At 43.1% G+C, this 15289-nt stretch carries 12 protein-coding genes and 1 other annotated feature; of the genes, 2 read left to right on the top strand and 10 right to left on the bottom strand.

The window, feature by feature from the left end; all coding sequences use genetic code 11:
• Nucleotides 1–203: 203 nt before the first annotated feature.
• The 7 genes from ftsH to D6856_RS05505 all read right to left on the bottom strand — a co-directional run bounded on the left by ftsH (nucleotide 204) and on the right by D6856_RS05505 (nucleotide 7917).
• A complete protein-coding gene (gene ftsH / locus D6856_RS05535) occupies nucleotides 204–2063 on the bottom strand; it encodes an ATP-dependent zinc metalloprotease FtsH (protein ID WP_120686100.1) in 1860 nt (619 codons plus the stop codon).
• Between the two features lie 42 nt (nucleotides 2064–2105).
• Complete coding sequence (gene hpt / locus D6856_RS05530; protein ID WP_092245259.1) at nucleotides 2106–2630, bottom strand: hypoxanthine phosphoribosyltransferase; 525 nt, start codon at nucleotides 2628–2630, stop codon at nucleotides 2106–2108.
• A complete protein-coding gene (tilS, locus tag D6856_RS05525; RefSeq protein WP_158588841.1) occupies nucleotides 2623–4059 on the bottom strand; it encodes a tRNA lysidine(34) synthetase TilS in 1437 nt (478 codons plus the stop codon). The genes hpt and tilS overlap by 8 nt, the downstream gene beginning before the upstream one ends.
• 80 nt (nucleotides 4060–4139) lie before the next feature.
• Nucleotides 4140–4451: a septum formation initiator family protein gene (locus tag D6856_RS05520; protein ID WP_092245253.1), complete on the bottom strand. Its 312-nt coding sequence runs from the start codon at nucleotides 4449–4451 to the stop codon at nucleotides 4140–4142.
• Nucleotides 4452–4522: 71 nt separating this feature from the next.
• Nucleotides 4523–4762, bottom strand: coding sequence for an RNA-binding S4 domain-containing protein (locus D6856_RS05515; RefSeq protein ID WP_092245249.1), 240 nt, complete (start codon nucleotides 4760–4762; stop codon nucleotides 4523–4525).
• Nucleotides 4752–6557, bottom strand: coding sequence for a PEGA domain-containing protein (locus tag D6856_RS05510; RefSeq protein WP_120686098.1), 1806 nt, complete (start codon nucleotides 6555–6557; stop codon nucleotides 4752–4754). The genes D6856_RS05515 and D6856_RS05510 overlap by 11 nt, the downstream gene beginning before the upstream one ends.
• Nucleotides 6532–7917, bottom strand: a complete 1386-nt coding sequence (locus tag D6856_RS05505) for a CCA tRNA nucleotidyltransferase (protein ID WP_120686097.1) — start codon at nucleotides 7915–7917, stop codon at nucleotides 6532–6534. Before D6856_RS05505 ends, D6856_RS05510 begins: the two co-directional genes overlap by 26 nt.
• Nucleotides 7918–8018: 101 nt before the next feature.
• Between D6856_RS05505 and D6856_RS05500 the strand changes: the two genes are divergently transcribed.
• Both D6856_RS05500 and D6856_RS05495 read left to right on the top strand, forming a co-directional pair.
• Nucleotides 8019–9740, top strand: a complete 1722-nt coding sequence (locus tag D6856_RS05500; RefSeq protein WP_120686096.1) for a GGDEF domain-containing protein — start codon at nucleotides 8019–8021, stop codon at nucleotides 9738–9740.
• Complete coding sequence (locus D6856_RS05495; RefSeq protein WP_120686095.1) at nucleotides 9733–11424, top strand: GGDEF domain-containing protein; 1692 nt, start codon at nucleotides 9733–9735, stop codon at nucleotides 11422–11424. Before D6856_RS05500 ends, D6856_RS05495 begins: the two co-directional genes overlap by 8 nt.
• Nucleotides 11425–11497: 73 nt before the next feature.
• Here D6856_RS05495 and proS read toward each other — a convergent pair whose 3' ends face one another.
• The 3 genes from proS to D6856_RS05480 all read right to left on the bottom strand — a co-directional run bounded on the left by proS (nucleotide 11498) and on the right by D6856_RS05480 (nucleotide 15274).
• A complete protein-coding gene (gene proS / locus D6856_RS05490; RefSeq protein WP_092245235.1) occupies nucleotides 11498–12931 on the bottom strand; it encodes a proline--tRNA ligase in 1434 nt (477 codons plus the stop codon).
• A gap of 87 nt (nucleotides 12932–13018) precedes the next feature.
• Nucleotides 13019–13225 (bottom strand) — a binding site (T-box leader).
• A 165-nt stretch (nucleotides 13226–13390) separates the two neighbouring features.
• Entirely contained in the window at nucleotides 13391–14476 is a 1086-nt protein-coding gene (locus D6856_RS05485; RefSeq protein ID WP_120686094.1) for a hypothetical protein, read from the bottom strand.
• Between the two features lie 126 nt (nucleotides 14477–14602).
• Nucleotides 14603–15274, bottom strand: a complete 672-nt coding sequence (locus tag D6856_RS05480; RefSeq protein ID WP_120686093.1) for a DNA alkylation repair protein — start codon at nucleotides 15272–15274, stop codon at nucleotides 14603–14605.
• Between the last annotated feature and the right edge of the window lie 15 nt (nucleotides 15275–15289).

Below are 15289 nucleotides of genomic sequence, written 5' to 3'. Positions count from 1 at the left end.
AAAAATCCCATAAATGCAAAAAAGACAGCGGGGAAGCTGTCTTTTTTAGAGAAGGTATTTCTTTCTTATGGGGTATAGCAAAAAACTATATAATGTATTGGGGGGTTACGCATATTATACTAACATCCACCCAACCCCGCGTAAAGACTAATACTTCACAAATTTGTCAAAAGCAGCTATGGTTTTTTGTGCATGTTGCACAATTAAATTTCTATATTTACTTCGCACTGAGAATCATGTCCTTCAAAAAGAGCTTCGAACTCTTCGCGTCCGATCTTCTCCTTCTCTATAAGCAGCTCTGCGCTTGAATGAAGGATATCCTCATAATTAAGTATGATCTCTTTTGCTCTGGAATAACACTTGTCTATTATAGTCTTTACTTCTTTGTCTATCTCACCTGACATAAGCTCACTGTGCTTCTTGTTGTGTGAGATGTCATAGCCGATAAATACATCTTCCTCGTTCTCATCGTAATTGATAAGTCCGATCTTGCTTGACATACCGTACTTGGTAACCATGCTTCTTGCTTCGCTTGTAGCTTTGCCGATATCGCTCACGGCACCTGTTGTAATGTCGCCGAAGATGATCTCCTCAGCGATTCTTCCGCCGAGCGCAACCATTATATCCTGAAGCATTCTGCTCTTTGTTATGTGCATGTCATCGTTCTCGGAAAGAGGCATTGTATATCCTGCTGCCCCTACGCCTGTAGGAATAACAGAAATTGTATGAACAGGTCCGACATCGGGAAGGACATGGAAGAGGATAGCATGTCCGGCCTCATGATAAGCTGTTATCTTCTTATCCTTGTCGGTGATTATCCTGCTTCGTTTCTCGGTTCCGATACCAACCTGAGTAAATGCTCTGTTTACATCTGCCTGATCGATATATGCTCTGCTGTCTACTGCAGCGTTGATCGCTGCTTCGTTAAGAAGGTTCTCAAGATCCGCTCCGGTAAAGCCTGCGGTTGTTCTTGCAAGTCCCTTGAGATCGACGTCACTTCCGAGAGGCTTATTCTTGGAATGAACCTTAAGGATAGCCTCTCTTTCTCCGACGTCGGGTCTTGTAACAGTGATCTTTCTATCAAATCTTCCCGGTCTTAAGATAGCCGGATCAAGGATATCAACTCTGTTTGTAGCAGCCATTACGATGATGCCCTCGTTGACACCAAAGCCGTCCATCTCAACCAGCATCTGGTTAAGTGTCTGCTCTCTCTCATCGTGGCCACCGCCCATACCTGTACCGCGGCGTCTTGCAACCGCGTCGATCTCATCTATGAAAATGATACAAGGTGCATTCTTCTTGGCTTCGCCAAAAAGATCTCTTACTCTTGATGCACCGACTCCGACAAACATCTCTACAAAGTCCGAACCTGAAATACTAAAGAACGGAACTCCGGCTTCACCGGCAACCGCTCTTGCAAGGAGCGTCTTACCTGTTCCCGGTGCACCTTCCAAAAGTACGCCCTTGGGAATTCTCGCTCCAACCTTGGTGAATTTCTCGGGTGCTTTCAAAAACTGAATGATCTCATGAAGCTGTTCTTTTTCTTCGTTAAGTCCGGCTACGTCCGAAAGTCTCGTTTTATTTTCTTCCGCTACGGAAAGCTTTGCTCTGCTCTTTCCGAAGTTCATCATTCGGCTGTTGCCCGCATTTCCGGCCTGCATATTGCTGATCATGGAAAATACAAATACCATGACGATAAGTCCGACTATAACGGGAACTATTCCGTTTATAAGAATGTTCTCTGAAGGAATATCTTTTACCTCAACACGGATATCCTTCCCCATAACGATATTCTCAACTTCGGTTACATCGGTAGTATAAAATGATTTGTCATTACTTCCGTTGTTAAAGCTTACTCTTACAGAACCTGTGGGCGTCTCTGCGTTGGGTAATATCTCAACATATTCGACCTTTCCCGCTTCAACATCCTGTACAAACTCATTTCTTGAATATGCGCCGTCTTCTTTTGATAAAAATGACCTTCCATACTCCAGGAATACCACGGCCACCAGTAAAATGACCACAAAAATAAAAATAGGATTATAGCTTCTGTTTCGATTCAAATTATTTAATCCCCCTTGGATAACTTTTTGGTACGTTGTTCATCAGTTGAACTCAACGACACCGATATATGGAAGGTTACGATATCTCTGATCGTAATCAAGGCCGTATCCTACAACAAATTCATCGGGAATCTCAAATCCCGTATAATCAACTTTTACATCCGTAACTCTTCTCTCAGGCTTATCAAGAAGCGTGCAAAGCTTGATGCTTGCAGGGCCTCTGTCTCCGAGCATTTTTATAAGATATGACAGTGTTCTTCCCGAATCAACGATATCCTCAACGATGAGCACGTGTCTGTCCTTAAGAGGCTCATCAAGGTCCTTTACTATCTTTACAACTCCGCTTGATTTTGTTGCGCTTCCGTAGCTTGATGCAGACATAAAGTCCATGGTTACGGGAATCGTGATGCGCTTAGCAAGCTCGCACATGAAAAATACGCCGCCTTTAAGCACGCATACAAGATGCACCGTCTCTCCTTCGTAATCTCTGCTGATAGCTTCTCCAAGCTCTTTGATCCTCTTATCAACTTCTTCTTCCGTCAATAATACTCGAACTGATTCAGCCACTGTTTTTTCCTCCACAAATAATATTTATAGCCAAAATACTTTCTGTATCTTCACTTACCTTAGCTCTGCTGCTCATCCTGTAGCCCGGGATCCAAAGAACATGATCTCCGTCCGCCAGAACATAGAGTTTATCCCGCTCATCCAAAGGAATCTTCACATCCGTCATAAACTTGGACAGCATCTTTTTGCAATCCTTGCCATCCATATCAATATAGATGTAATCATCTTTTCTTCTGTGTCTAAAAACGGTTGTCTGTATTCTATCACAATCAAACCATTTCGTATATGTATCTGACGGAATAGCGTCCTTCGTCGCTCCCTTTATTATAGCGGCATTCACGGTGCCGAGTTCCGGAACCTCAAATGTCTTATTTTCGCTGCCAAGCTCATCTAAGGGAAGCTCGATTTCTTTTTCCTCGTCAAAAGAGCTTTCTAAATCCCGCTCATTCTTTTTACTGATAATAAGTTTATTATACTGCCTTATTGCGGTAATCATATACGGAAAATCTTTTCTTTTTGTTCCGTTCGTTTCATCCATAAGAGACATGATCGCATCAACATGCGCTGCGGTAATGTCCTTCCTGCTTGGAGTCAGCTGCTCAAAGCACTTAAGGATCACGTTCTCTTTGATCACCTTGGGTAACTCTTTTAGCTTGTTTAGATCAAGCTCTGCCTTATCCTTGTCACATGTGACTTCCTTTTCAAAAAAGTCAGCGGCGACGCTTCTTATATACTCATCCGCCTCGGCGAATCTCTCGGCGGCTTTGCTCAGATTCTCTGCCGATCCTTCATTTATCTCTTTTTCCATATAGGGAATAAGGACGTTTCTTATCTTATTTCTTGTATGGATATTCTCTTCATTGGTGGAATCCGTACAATACGAAAGCCCTTTTTCCTTGAGATAATCCTCTATCTCCTGCCTGGAAACCACAAGAAGCGGTCTTATTATATCGTCTCTCTTTGGTCTTATCGAGCCCGCGCCGTGAAGGCCGCTTCCTCGAAGTAGATTATGCAAAAGAGTTTCCGCCGCATCGTTACTGTGATGGGCGACCGCAATCTTGGTGGCACCGATACGTTCTTTGTAAGTGCTAAATGCTTCGTATCTTATCTTCCTGCCCGCTTCCTCTTCCGTGAGCTTGTTTTCTTTGGCATACCGGGGCACGTTCTCTTCAACAAGAATGTACTCGATGCCCCTTTCCTTACAGAAGTCTCGGGTAAAAGAGACATCGTCTGCGGCATCTTCTCTGATGCCGTGATTAACGTGAAGCGCGGCGATCTCTATTCCTAAAAGCTTTCTGAGCTCATATAAAACCGTGATAAGCGCAGTTGAGTCCGCACCGCCCGAAAACCCGACAAGTACCTTGTCGGATGAGTTCAAAAGCTCTTCTCTTCTTATGAAGTTAAGTACTTTATTTTCAAACCCGTTCATAATCCTTTTCCCATGATAGAAACAGCGCAGACACATACGTAATCCGTACCGATGTCTGCGCTGCATTACACAAGAATAACTTACTTATCTTCATTCCTGAAGATAATCTCACCGGGATACACAAGTCCCAATTTGTCCTTAGCCGTATCCTCTATATATTTACGTGTATGCGTATATCTCTCAAAATCAGCGATTTCTTCACTTCTGAGCTGTTCTGCCTCGATCTGTGCCTTGAGATATTCCTCCTTGGCTTGTAGATCGGCGGCCTTGCGCATAAGTCCAACGCTCTTGACCGAAACTACGGTCACGAGAATAAGAACCACGATGCTGGCCCAGGCAATTCCTGCTCTGTTTTGAAAACGCCTCCTCTTATAGCGTGCTCTTGCTGCCATCTAAAATTACCCCAATCAATAATGTTGCTTTATACCTATATTTACATTCTAATACAAGCGGTAAAAGCCTGTCAAATGTATCGATACAAATTTGTAACATCCTCTTTGTGCACTGTTTCCTGCACATCCAGAACCTCAACGCTCACATCCTTATTACCAAAGCCGATTGTGATCTTATCTCCTACCTTAACATCAGTAGATGCCTTGGCCGGACGACCGTTAATCTGTACTCTTCCTGCATCACAGGCCTCGTTGGCAACAGTACGCCTTTTTATAAGTCTGGTTACTTTTAAATATTTATCAAGTCTCATCTTTCTCTCCCGATGCAGTGTTTGCCGCATCACTGTTGTCTTTTTTATCTTTTGGATTGTCGGATTCGCTGTTATCTTTGCCATCCTCATCCTGGTTGTTTGTCTTTCCGCCTGAATTTGAAGGATCTGTAGCCTCTTCTTTGACGGACTCCGTTTTATCTTTTCCTGCTGAATCGGATTTGGCAGTTGTAGCTGTCGTTCCGGAATCATCCTTCTTATCCGATGATGCCGTTGTAGACGAGTCACTTGGCTTATCCGTTGTAGCCTTATTGGCGGAATCATCCGTTGTCTTATCTTTGGAAGCATCGGCAGGCTTTTCTGTAGAAGCCTTGGTCGCTGCATCCGAAGGCTTATCGGACTTCTCTTCTTTATCCGATTCTTTCTCTTCTTTCTTAAGATCCGGGAACTTATAAAAAGCATTGTCCTCCGAATCATCGATGTTTACTCTATAGCTCTTGGTCTTATAGCCATCTCTTCTGAGAGTAACTTCATGTGTTCCCGAAACCTTGGTAAAGCTTGCGGGCGTCATTCCGATATAGCTTCCGTCGAAATAAACCTCTGTATCTTCAGGCTCTTCAACGTATATCTTATATCCTTCAATAACCCTGTCCTTAGCTTTCGGTTTATCACTATTTGCGCTGACTGTGGCAACACTCGCAGCGGCAGAGCTCTTCGGAATTGTTGCAACCGATGCGGAAGATGAAGAACTCTTTTCTTTCTTGTTGATAGAACTATAATCCGAAGCCGCAGATGAAGATTTGCCCGGTGATCCGGAATCCTCTTTTTCAAGCTCTATCTGAACAACAGACTTGGCAGTTCCCACCTTGAGATATCTGTTCTGCGTGATGTATCCGTCAGCCATGATCTTCAGATTATGGTATCCGTAACGGATAGAAACCGGAGCATCAGTAAGCTGCTTCTCGCCGTCGACAAACACTTCCGCTTCGCTTGGTGTGATCTCGAATGTAACAAGACCTTCTTTTGGTTTGGATATGGTAATGTCGCTGGTATCTACCACGGTTTCTTTATTTCTGCTTATGTTTACCTTGGACTGATAGTTGGCGCCGTTTCCGAGTATCTGAAGATTATACTCACCCTCCGGTGCGCTCAGCATCATATTCGGAGATATCTTGTAGATTACTTCGTTATCAAGCTCAAGCCATGCTCCCACAAGACTTCTGTCCTCAACCGTATCGGAAGAAAGGCTCACATAGCCGTGACCGCTTGTAACAACAACGCTGTAAATGTCATCGTCAACGCCATATACCTTGATCTTGTCTGTACCAAGGACATCCTCGGCAAGAGCCGGCTCTCCCTCGGCCATAACAAGGGTCCTAGCATCCATATTATAGAGCTCACCCTTAACCTTAGCCGTCTTATCCGCTCTTACAAGCTCATGATCTCTTGTATCATTAATAGCCCACGCATCCTTGGCAACAACCAGGGAAGTTATGTGCTTGGTGCTCTTAAGAAACTTAACGTCGACAACCTCTCCGACCTCCAAAAGACTCGGAGAAAGTGGAGCTTCCCATGCATCATACATCATGCTGGTGTTGTCATAATCAAGTGTATAGGTCTTTCCCGTTGAATGATTTCTGAATCTGATCTTCTTGGCATCAAGATCTATATCCCTTATGGCAGCTTTATCAGCACTGTCATACTTACCTATCATCGATATGCTTATCTTCTTATTGGTAGTAGCATATGCTTCTGCCCCCGGCACATTAGGGGTTAACATGGCAAAAGAAATTGCTACTGCCAGGACCGTTTTAATTATCCGATGATTTCTTTTCATGATCTACTCCTTGCTCATGCTCCTTCATGAATACATTTTTTAGGCGCTCCGGCTCTAAAAGATACTCTTTGGTGTTATGCGCAGGTTCATCAATGACATCCTTAAGCATCGCATTTAAAATATCGCCTATCTGCTTGCCGGGAGCTATTCCGAGACTAATAAGCTCTTTTCCCCCGACAGCAAGCTGCTTAAGTGTCACGCAATCATTCTCTTTTATTATTTTATCATAAAGAACTCTTATATCCTTAAGTGCTTGCAACTTCTCTTTTTGATAATAAGAACTCTGTGCCATTGTGTCGGCATATTTTACGTCGAGAAGAAGCGGAAAATCCTCCACTCCCACTCTGTTCATGGCTCTTCTGACGCTCCTTGGTTCCGCGGGGAATCTGTCGTCGTGATATTTGATCAGATTGCAGACTCTGTCCATGGTATCTCTGTCAAACTTAAGTCTTCTGAAGATATCATGTGCCATATCGGCTCCGAGAGACGCATGTCCGTGAAAATGGTCTATTCCGGCTTCGTCCGTCGTTTTCGTTTCGGGCTTACCTATATCATGAAGAAGCATTGAAAGTCTAAGCACTTTATCGGCTCTTACATGTTCCAACGCTTTAACTGTATGTGTTCCGACATCGTATAGATGATGTGGATTGTTCTGCTTTGTTTTCATGCAGGCATCGAATTCGGGAAGTATAACCTTGGTGATCCCAAGTTCATATAGATCCATGAATTTTTCGGGATGATTCGATTCAAGAAGCTTGATAAGCTCAACCTGTACTCGCTCTGCGCTTATCTTTTTTAGCGTCGGTGCAAGCTCTTTTATTGCTTCCTTAGTCTCTTTTTCTATAGAATAATCAAGCTGAGCGGAGAATCTGACTGCTCTCATTATTCTGAGTGCGTCCTCTGAAAAACGTTCGTGAGCATTTCCGACACATCTTATGAGTTTATTATTAAGGTCTTCGACTCCGCCAAATCTGTCGATAAGCCCCTCTTCTTCGTTGTAGGCCATCGCATTTATCGTGAAATCTCGCCTTCTCATGTCTTCGGTGAGATTCTTGGTAAAAGTAACTTCGCTTGGATGTCTGCTGTCTTCGTACTTTCCGTCTATACGATATGTGGTAACTTCATAACCCTCTTTTCCCATCATTACCGTAACGGTTCCGTGCTCTATTCCCGTATCTATAGTTCTTCTGAAAAGCTTCTTGGTATCCTGAGGAAGTGCATTGGTAGTGATATCCCAATCCATCGGCTCTCTTCCAAGAAGTGCATCTCTCACACAACCACCGACGATATAGGCCTCAAATCCCGCCTCGTGCATGGTGTCCAATATCTTTTTTGCATTTTCCGGCATTCTAATAATCATATTCTCATAATAGCCCAAAGACCGATACTTGTGAAGAATTGTCTAGGAATTTTCTTTCTCAGGTTATATACTAATGTTAATGATATTATGAGGGTTTAAATATGAAATTCAGAAAAAACACCAGGTTTGTCGCTATACTTTTGCTTGCGATATTTTTTCTTTTAATAATGGCGCTTTTAAAGGTTATAGATAATTCCTACTCTTACAGCTCATCTCTTACTACTCTTGAGGACAGATGGACTGTTTCTTTAAATGACGATGTTTTGAAAACGTCGTCCGTTCTTCATGAAGTAAATATTCCCGTGATCAATGAAGGCGATTCTCTTGTGCTTACAAGAACCATCCCGTATATTTCAGGCAACTCCTGCTGCCTTTACTTTTTCACCAAGCATGCGACCGTAGATGTTTATGTCGGAAAAGATCTTATCTATTCTTACGGACGTGATATCTACGAGAAATACCGCGAATGCCCCGACAGATTCAACTGTGTTTCTCTTACCGGTTCTCACTCCGGGAACCGCTTAAAGGTTGTTCTTACCGGAACAAGAAGAGCTTCCTTTTCTTCGCTTTCAGAGTTCGTTCTTGGCAGCAGAGTAGATATTCTTTCATATCATCTTTTACAAAACTCGGTAAGTATTTTCTCGGGCATCTTTTTATCTGTGCTCGGACTTATACTTATCATTATTTCTCCTTACATGTACATATATCACGACAGAGAGCTAAGGCTCTTTTTCAGCGGACTTACTTCATTTTTGCTCGGTCTGTTTATTCTTGGACAGTACGGACTTATCGACATGCTGATCAATAATCCGCATGCCAATTCCGTCGCCGAGTACGCGTCTTTTGTATGTATTCCGATCTCCATAACGGGATATCTGTTTTCGGTATTCCCAAAAAGGAGCAGGCCTCTGTTTCAGCTTATGTTCTTGTATAACATTGCTTTCTTTATTGTTCTTTTTATTCTGAATAATCACAACATCATAAAGTTTTCGGATGTGACAACATATATTCAGGGTTCGATCATTATTCAGAGTATTATCGCGATCATTCTTATGTACAGGGAACGAGAGCATTTCTTTACTTCCGACGATCACAACACGACTTCGGATCTCTTTTTCATACTGGGACTGCTCGCTTTCATGATCTTCGCGATCTCCGATATATTTGTTTACGATTATCACAAATATAAGAGTAACTCCGGAAACATCTTCCTCTACGGAAGCGGCTTTACTTTCGGTGCGCTCTTGTTTGTATCTTGTCTTATCATCAGTTATCTTTTCTACAGCATATACAACAACAATTATGCTTCAATGAAAAGACAGATGGTTGACCTTGCTTATACCGATCCTCTGACAGGACTTGCCAACAGAGCAAGATGTGAGCAGATAATGCAGGTTATTTCAAATGAGCACAGTCTCTACACAATATTCAGTATCGACCTGAATAAGCTTAAAGTAGTAAACGACACTTACGGCCACCACGAGGGCGACCGCCTTCTAATGGGCTTTTCGACAATACTTACCAACTGTTTCTGGGATGCAAATCTTATCGGAAGAATGGGCGGCGATGAATTTATCGTTATTCTTCTTGATGAGCAGGCTTCTCACTGTACCAAGAGAATTCATGAATTCTATGCTCTTTTGTCCGAATGGAACAGGAAAGAGCAGGTGTTCCAATACAGTGCTTCGTATGGCTATGCCTACAGCTACGAGGTTCCCAACAGTTCAGCTCAGGAAGTTTACATGCTTGCGGATTCACGTATGTACGAGATGAAGAAAGAGCATCAGCAAAACAAGGAAATGGGGGTGCCGTTCCATGCGTAAAACAGTTACTTTCATAGGAATATCCACCCTTTTCATCGTATTGCTCTTCTCGGCGTTTTTCACTTTGCTTCGCTTTGAAAAGCAATATCCTCTGTATTCGCTGGAAAAAGGCTGGGTTGCAACCTACAGAAATCAGCAATATCTCAATACCGAATTGGGAGCTCTCAGCGATCAGATAGGTGTTTCTTTTTCGCGAGGAGACAAGATCACGTTGACGCTTCCAAAGCTGCTTAAGTCTTGCGAAGCTCCGTTCCCTTATCTTATTTTCAAGACCGAATGCTGTTCCTATGAGGTCTTCCTCGACGGCAAGCTTATCGCCTATGAAGGACTCGACGCGGTAGCAAACGGCTCCTACATCGGAAACGGATACAATATTGTTCCTCTTGAACCTGATTATGCGGGCAAAAAACTCTCCATAAACCTCTACGTAACCGAGAACAACACAAAGGCAAACGTAGTAAACATGATGATGGGAGATTTTGACGACCTATACAGAAACCTTATGTATACGGCAACTTTTCCTCTGATAACGGGTATCTTCCTTATCGTTTTCGGTCACATCTTCCTGCTTATCTCACTTGTTTTCTACATGAGATCGTCAGATGTGTTCAATCAGATCGTATGCTCGATTATAGGTATTTTGCTTGGTTTATGGCTGCTCACGGAATTTGACTGCTTCACTTTCCTTTTGGACAAAGCGACAGCAACCTTCATCGGGTACTCCGCTCTGTATTTGCTTGTTCCGACTATTTATTCACTTATATACAGCCTACACAAGCGCTATGACGGACTTGTCCTTTCGATAATGGGATACGGTTCGCTGGCTTTCAGCTTCCTGTTCATTGCGCTTCACCTTACGGACAAGGTTCATATTCACCACTTTATCATCCCTTATTATTTACTTGCGTTGATAAGCTTCTTGTTCCTTGTCGTTTATGACTTTATTGATTTTAAATCCAAATCCAAGAATCCTACTACTCAGATACTTATGTTTGGATTGACGCTTCTTTCGATATCGCTGATACTTACAGCCTTGACCGATGTGACGAGACCAAACCTGGATTGCCGAGACAACATCCTCATGACAAATGTGATCCCTGCGACCGCGATGTTCTTTGTCATCACGCAGCTACTTAATCACTTCGTCTTCATGACAAGGATATATGCTCAGAGAAAAGAGTATGCTTCTCTTGCTCAGATTGCTTTTGAGGATGCTCTTACGCAGCTCCCCAACAGAGCCTGCGCTGATAAAAGACTTGCAGACCTTGATGAATCCGATTCTGATTTCTGTATTGTCAGCCTTGATCTGAACGGACTAAAAGAGGTTAACGACAACGACGGACATCCTGCCGGAGATAAGCTTCTTAAGAGCTTCTCATCCGCTCTTTCGAGCACCTTTAAAGGCTTAGGAGAGTGCTTTAGGATCGGTGGCGATGAATTTATGGTAATCTCCGATTCGATAGACAAGGACAAGGTTGTCAGTCTCCTTGATCTTTTGGATAAAAAGCTTTTGGATCTTGATAAAGAAGATCCCGGCATTAACCACAGCGTTTCTCACGGCTTCGCTTTCAGATCGGAAGCGGAAGATAAAGATACTCACGCAGTATTCATGCTGGCGGATCAGAGAATGTACAACAACAAAAAGACGTATTACGCTAGGAAAAACATAAGTAAAACCAAGTAAAAAAATAAGGCAGTGTGGAATGATGAAAATCCACACTGCCTTTATTATTGATATTATCTTTTTGTTATCCGGATCAATATGCTCTTCCCCAGTAAACCATCTTCTTTGCAGGCTTGCCGCAGATAGGGCAAACGTCTGAGATGTTCTCCTGCTCGAAAGGCATACAACGGCTTGTTACGTTGAACTCTTCCTTGATCTTGTCTTCGCACTCGCGGTCTCCGCACCACATAGCCTTTACAAAGCCCTTTGTTTCTTTGAAGTTCTCTGCAAACTCTTCTTTGTTGTGAGCAACGAATGTGTGCTCCTCGAGGTGCTTCTTTGCTCTTGCAAGCATGTCGTTCTGGATCTGATCAAGAAGCTCTCCGACTTTAGCTGCTACGTCTGAGATCGCGCACTCAATCTTCTCTCTTGTATCTCTTCTTACAAGTACGCACTTACCTGCCTCGAGATCCTTAGGTCCGATCTCAACACGGATCGGAATACCTCTCATCTCCTGCTCGGCGAACTTAAATCCGGGTGTTCTGTCTGTATCGTCTGTCTTTACTCTGTAATCAGAAAGGCTCTTTGCAATACCGTATGCGGCATCAAGAACGCCCTCTTTCTTCTGCTGGATAGGAATAACAACAACCTGGATAGGAGCGATCTTAGGAGGAACAACAAGTCCGGAGTTGTCTCCGTGTACCATGATCATAGCTCCGATAGTACGTGTTGTAAGTCCCCATGAAGTCTGATTTACATAGTGAAGCTGGTTGTCTTTACCTGCATACTGGATACCGAATGCCTTTGCAAATCCATCGCCAAAGTTGTGGCTGGTAGCGCTCTGAAGAGCTCTTCCGTCATGCATAAGAGCTTCTACTGTGTATGTAGCCTCTGCTCCCGCAAACTTCTCTTTATCTGTCTTCTGACCTTTGATAACAGGGATAGCCATATCATTCTCAAGGAAGTCAGCGTATACATTGAGCATCTGCTGTGTACGCTCTTCAGCCTCTTCGAATGTTGCGTGTGCTGTGTGGCCTTCCTGCCAAAGGAATTCACGGCTTCTAAGGAAAGGTCTTGTCTCTTTTTCCCATCTAACAACGCTGCACCACTGGTTAAGAACCTGAGGGAGGTCTTTGTATGAATGGATCTCTCCCTTGTAGTAATCGCAGAAAAGTGTCTCTGATGTGGGACGAACACAATATCTCTCTGTAAGAGGCTCCATTCCTCCGTGTGTAACCCATGCAACTTCAGGTGCAAAGCCCTCTACGTGATCCTTCTCCTTCTGAAGAAGTGACTCGGGAATGAACATGGGAAGGTAAGCGTTCTGAACTCCCGTTGCCTTAAATCTTGCATCAAGGTGCTTCTGAATGAGCTCCCAGATTGCATAGCCCGCAGGCTTAATTACCATACATCCCTTGATGTTGGAATAGCTTACGAGGTCTGCCTTGATACATACGTCGGTATACCATTGTGTGAAATCTTCATCCATGGATGTGATCTCTGATACAAGTTTCTTGTTGTCAGCCATGTCTTTTCTCCTTTTTCGTGATTGTTCTCGCAGTTTGCGAGGTCGTTAACTTGAAGCAGACACGAATAAAAAAATCTTCGTGTCCCTAACAGGGACCGAAGATTTCGGCGGTACCACCCTATTTAAACTTAGCTCTTGCCAAGTTTCACTTCATTTAACACCCTTAACGCGGGATACGCCGTATTTTCATACGGGACTCCAAGGTAGGTTCGCTGTTTGGTCGTAAGAGCCTCGCACCAACGGCTCTCTCTCTGAAACGCTTACGCAGTTACTGATCCTCTTCAACGTCATATTATTTTAAAAATGATTTTATTAACATTTATGTACCTTGTCAAGGGGCGACGCGTTCCGCCTATATTTCACTGCCAAGACAAAACAATCTCTTTAAATCTGGGAAGACATATTTCGCATAAGCCATATTCTTCCGTAGATACAATTCCGCCACGACCAAGCCTTCTTCTATACGGAGACATCGATTCCTACGGGAGACATGGGTGCTACTGTGGTTCCTCCTGCTGCCGCTCCGGGCATGGAGATTATAGGAGTAACTGACTGAGCACCTGCTTTAAATACAGGCGCGGAGCTTCCTGAAATCGCACTGCTTGCAGCATTTGCGGAACCGTTTTTCTTGGATTCCTCATAGGCAAAGAGCTTTTTAAGATATTCCTTGTCGGCTTCGGCAATTTCTTTCAGTTCCTTGGTGCGATGCTTGATCTTAAGCATCTTAAGATCGTCTTCGGACATATTGGGATCGGGAGCGTACATAGTTTCTGCAAGATCTGTAAGATCAAGCTCTTCCATCATACTTTCCATCTCTTCCGAAAACTCACTCATAAGCTCTGTTAATGCTTCACCTTCTGACTCCGGAACATCTACCGAAACATCTTGTATTTGAGGACCTTCCAATATGAATTCTTCCTCAAAGTCCATATCATCAAAAGGCTCTTCGAGCATTTCCTCTTCGTCTATCTCCTCTTCTGATGCTTTCTCATCTTCAGAAACACTGTCGTCTTCACGCTCTTCAAGCGCTTCGCCGATACCCACGGAGCCACGTTCTATCATCTCTTCCTGCTCAAGGTGATGAACTTTCTTTCTGGCGACTTTGACCATGGCATTGGCATGATCTATAGCAAGCTGTATTTCTTCTTCGTCGTATTCGCCGCTTCCTTTAAGACGCTTAAGTCTCATTACTTCACGTCTTGCGGATTGCACAGCTTTCCTTGCACTTACGCTATTTTTACTTCGTATTATCATCGAAGATATTTTTTTGAAATTGTATTGGAGTTTCTTTTTCTGAAGAGATGTTGCTTTGGATTTATTTCTGGCTGCGCGCAGTTTCTCTGCATAGCACATACTCTGATCTGCTACGCTCTTTTCTCGCTCCGCTTTTCTCATCTCATATTCTAATTTCGCAAGGGATTCCTCGGGCTCAGACTTAGGCTCAGCTTTCCTATTAACCCGCACGCTGTTCGCATTAGATATCGATTCAACTACTTTTTCATATTTTTCATATGAAAATAAGTCTCTCATGATCTCGATAGACATATGCATCCTCCTTGACGCTCTTTGGCAAATCCGTTTGTCAAAACTATCTCATATCATATATCGACATTTTTTGAATATAATTAAGGGATATACTGATTATTTTGATCAGTATATCCCCGGATTATCTCATCTGAATGTTTTAAGGTATTCTTTGTGTTTATCTGTAACCCTGAAGCTCTCAACAGCTTTCTGAATTGCCTTTTTGTGGACCCATTCGTTAAGCTTTCGATCTTCAATATATTTAACGCTCGCGTCGTATTGTTTGGCAAGTGCTGTCGCGAAATACCAAGCCACCATCATCTTAAGGTAATAATCTTCGCCCTTTTTGGATGCAACAAGCTCTAGGTATTCTTCTTTGAAATCGTCATCCAAAAATTCATTCATAAGCATGCGCATGCCAAAACGCGCAGTGTAGACATGGTCTGATGCGATCCACTTCTTGATATACGGAAGGAGCTTTCCATGATTCTTTTTAAAGCATTTTGGCGTAGCCTGATCTGAAACCGGCCAGCAATCCACATACGGAAGGAACTTCTCAACTTCGGTAATGCACTCATCAAAATCTTTGATAAGTGAAACAACAAAGAAATGAACAAGGTTCTCTTCATAGTACTTATGCGGAAGCTCGCTTAAAAACTCATCCCTTATATCGCTCTTAAAGACTTCTTTTGCAACATCACGCATCTTGGGCGTTCTGACTCCAATTATTGTCTCGGGCGCTATATTTGGAACAAGCTTAGCTTGAAATTCCTTGTATTTAGCATCTTTTTCTTTTAATAGCATCTCATAAACTGTCATGAAATTATTATATCA

It is taken from the genome of Butyrivibrio sp. XB500-5, assembly GCF_003625505.1.
Taxonomy (GTDB): Bacteria; Bacillota; Clostridia; order Lachnospirales; family Lachnospiraceae; genus Butyrivibrio.
The sequence above is the reverse complement of the archived record's forward strand: the minus strand, read 5'-3'. Positions and strand labels throughout refer to the sequence as shown.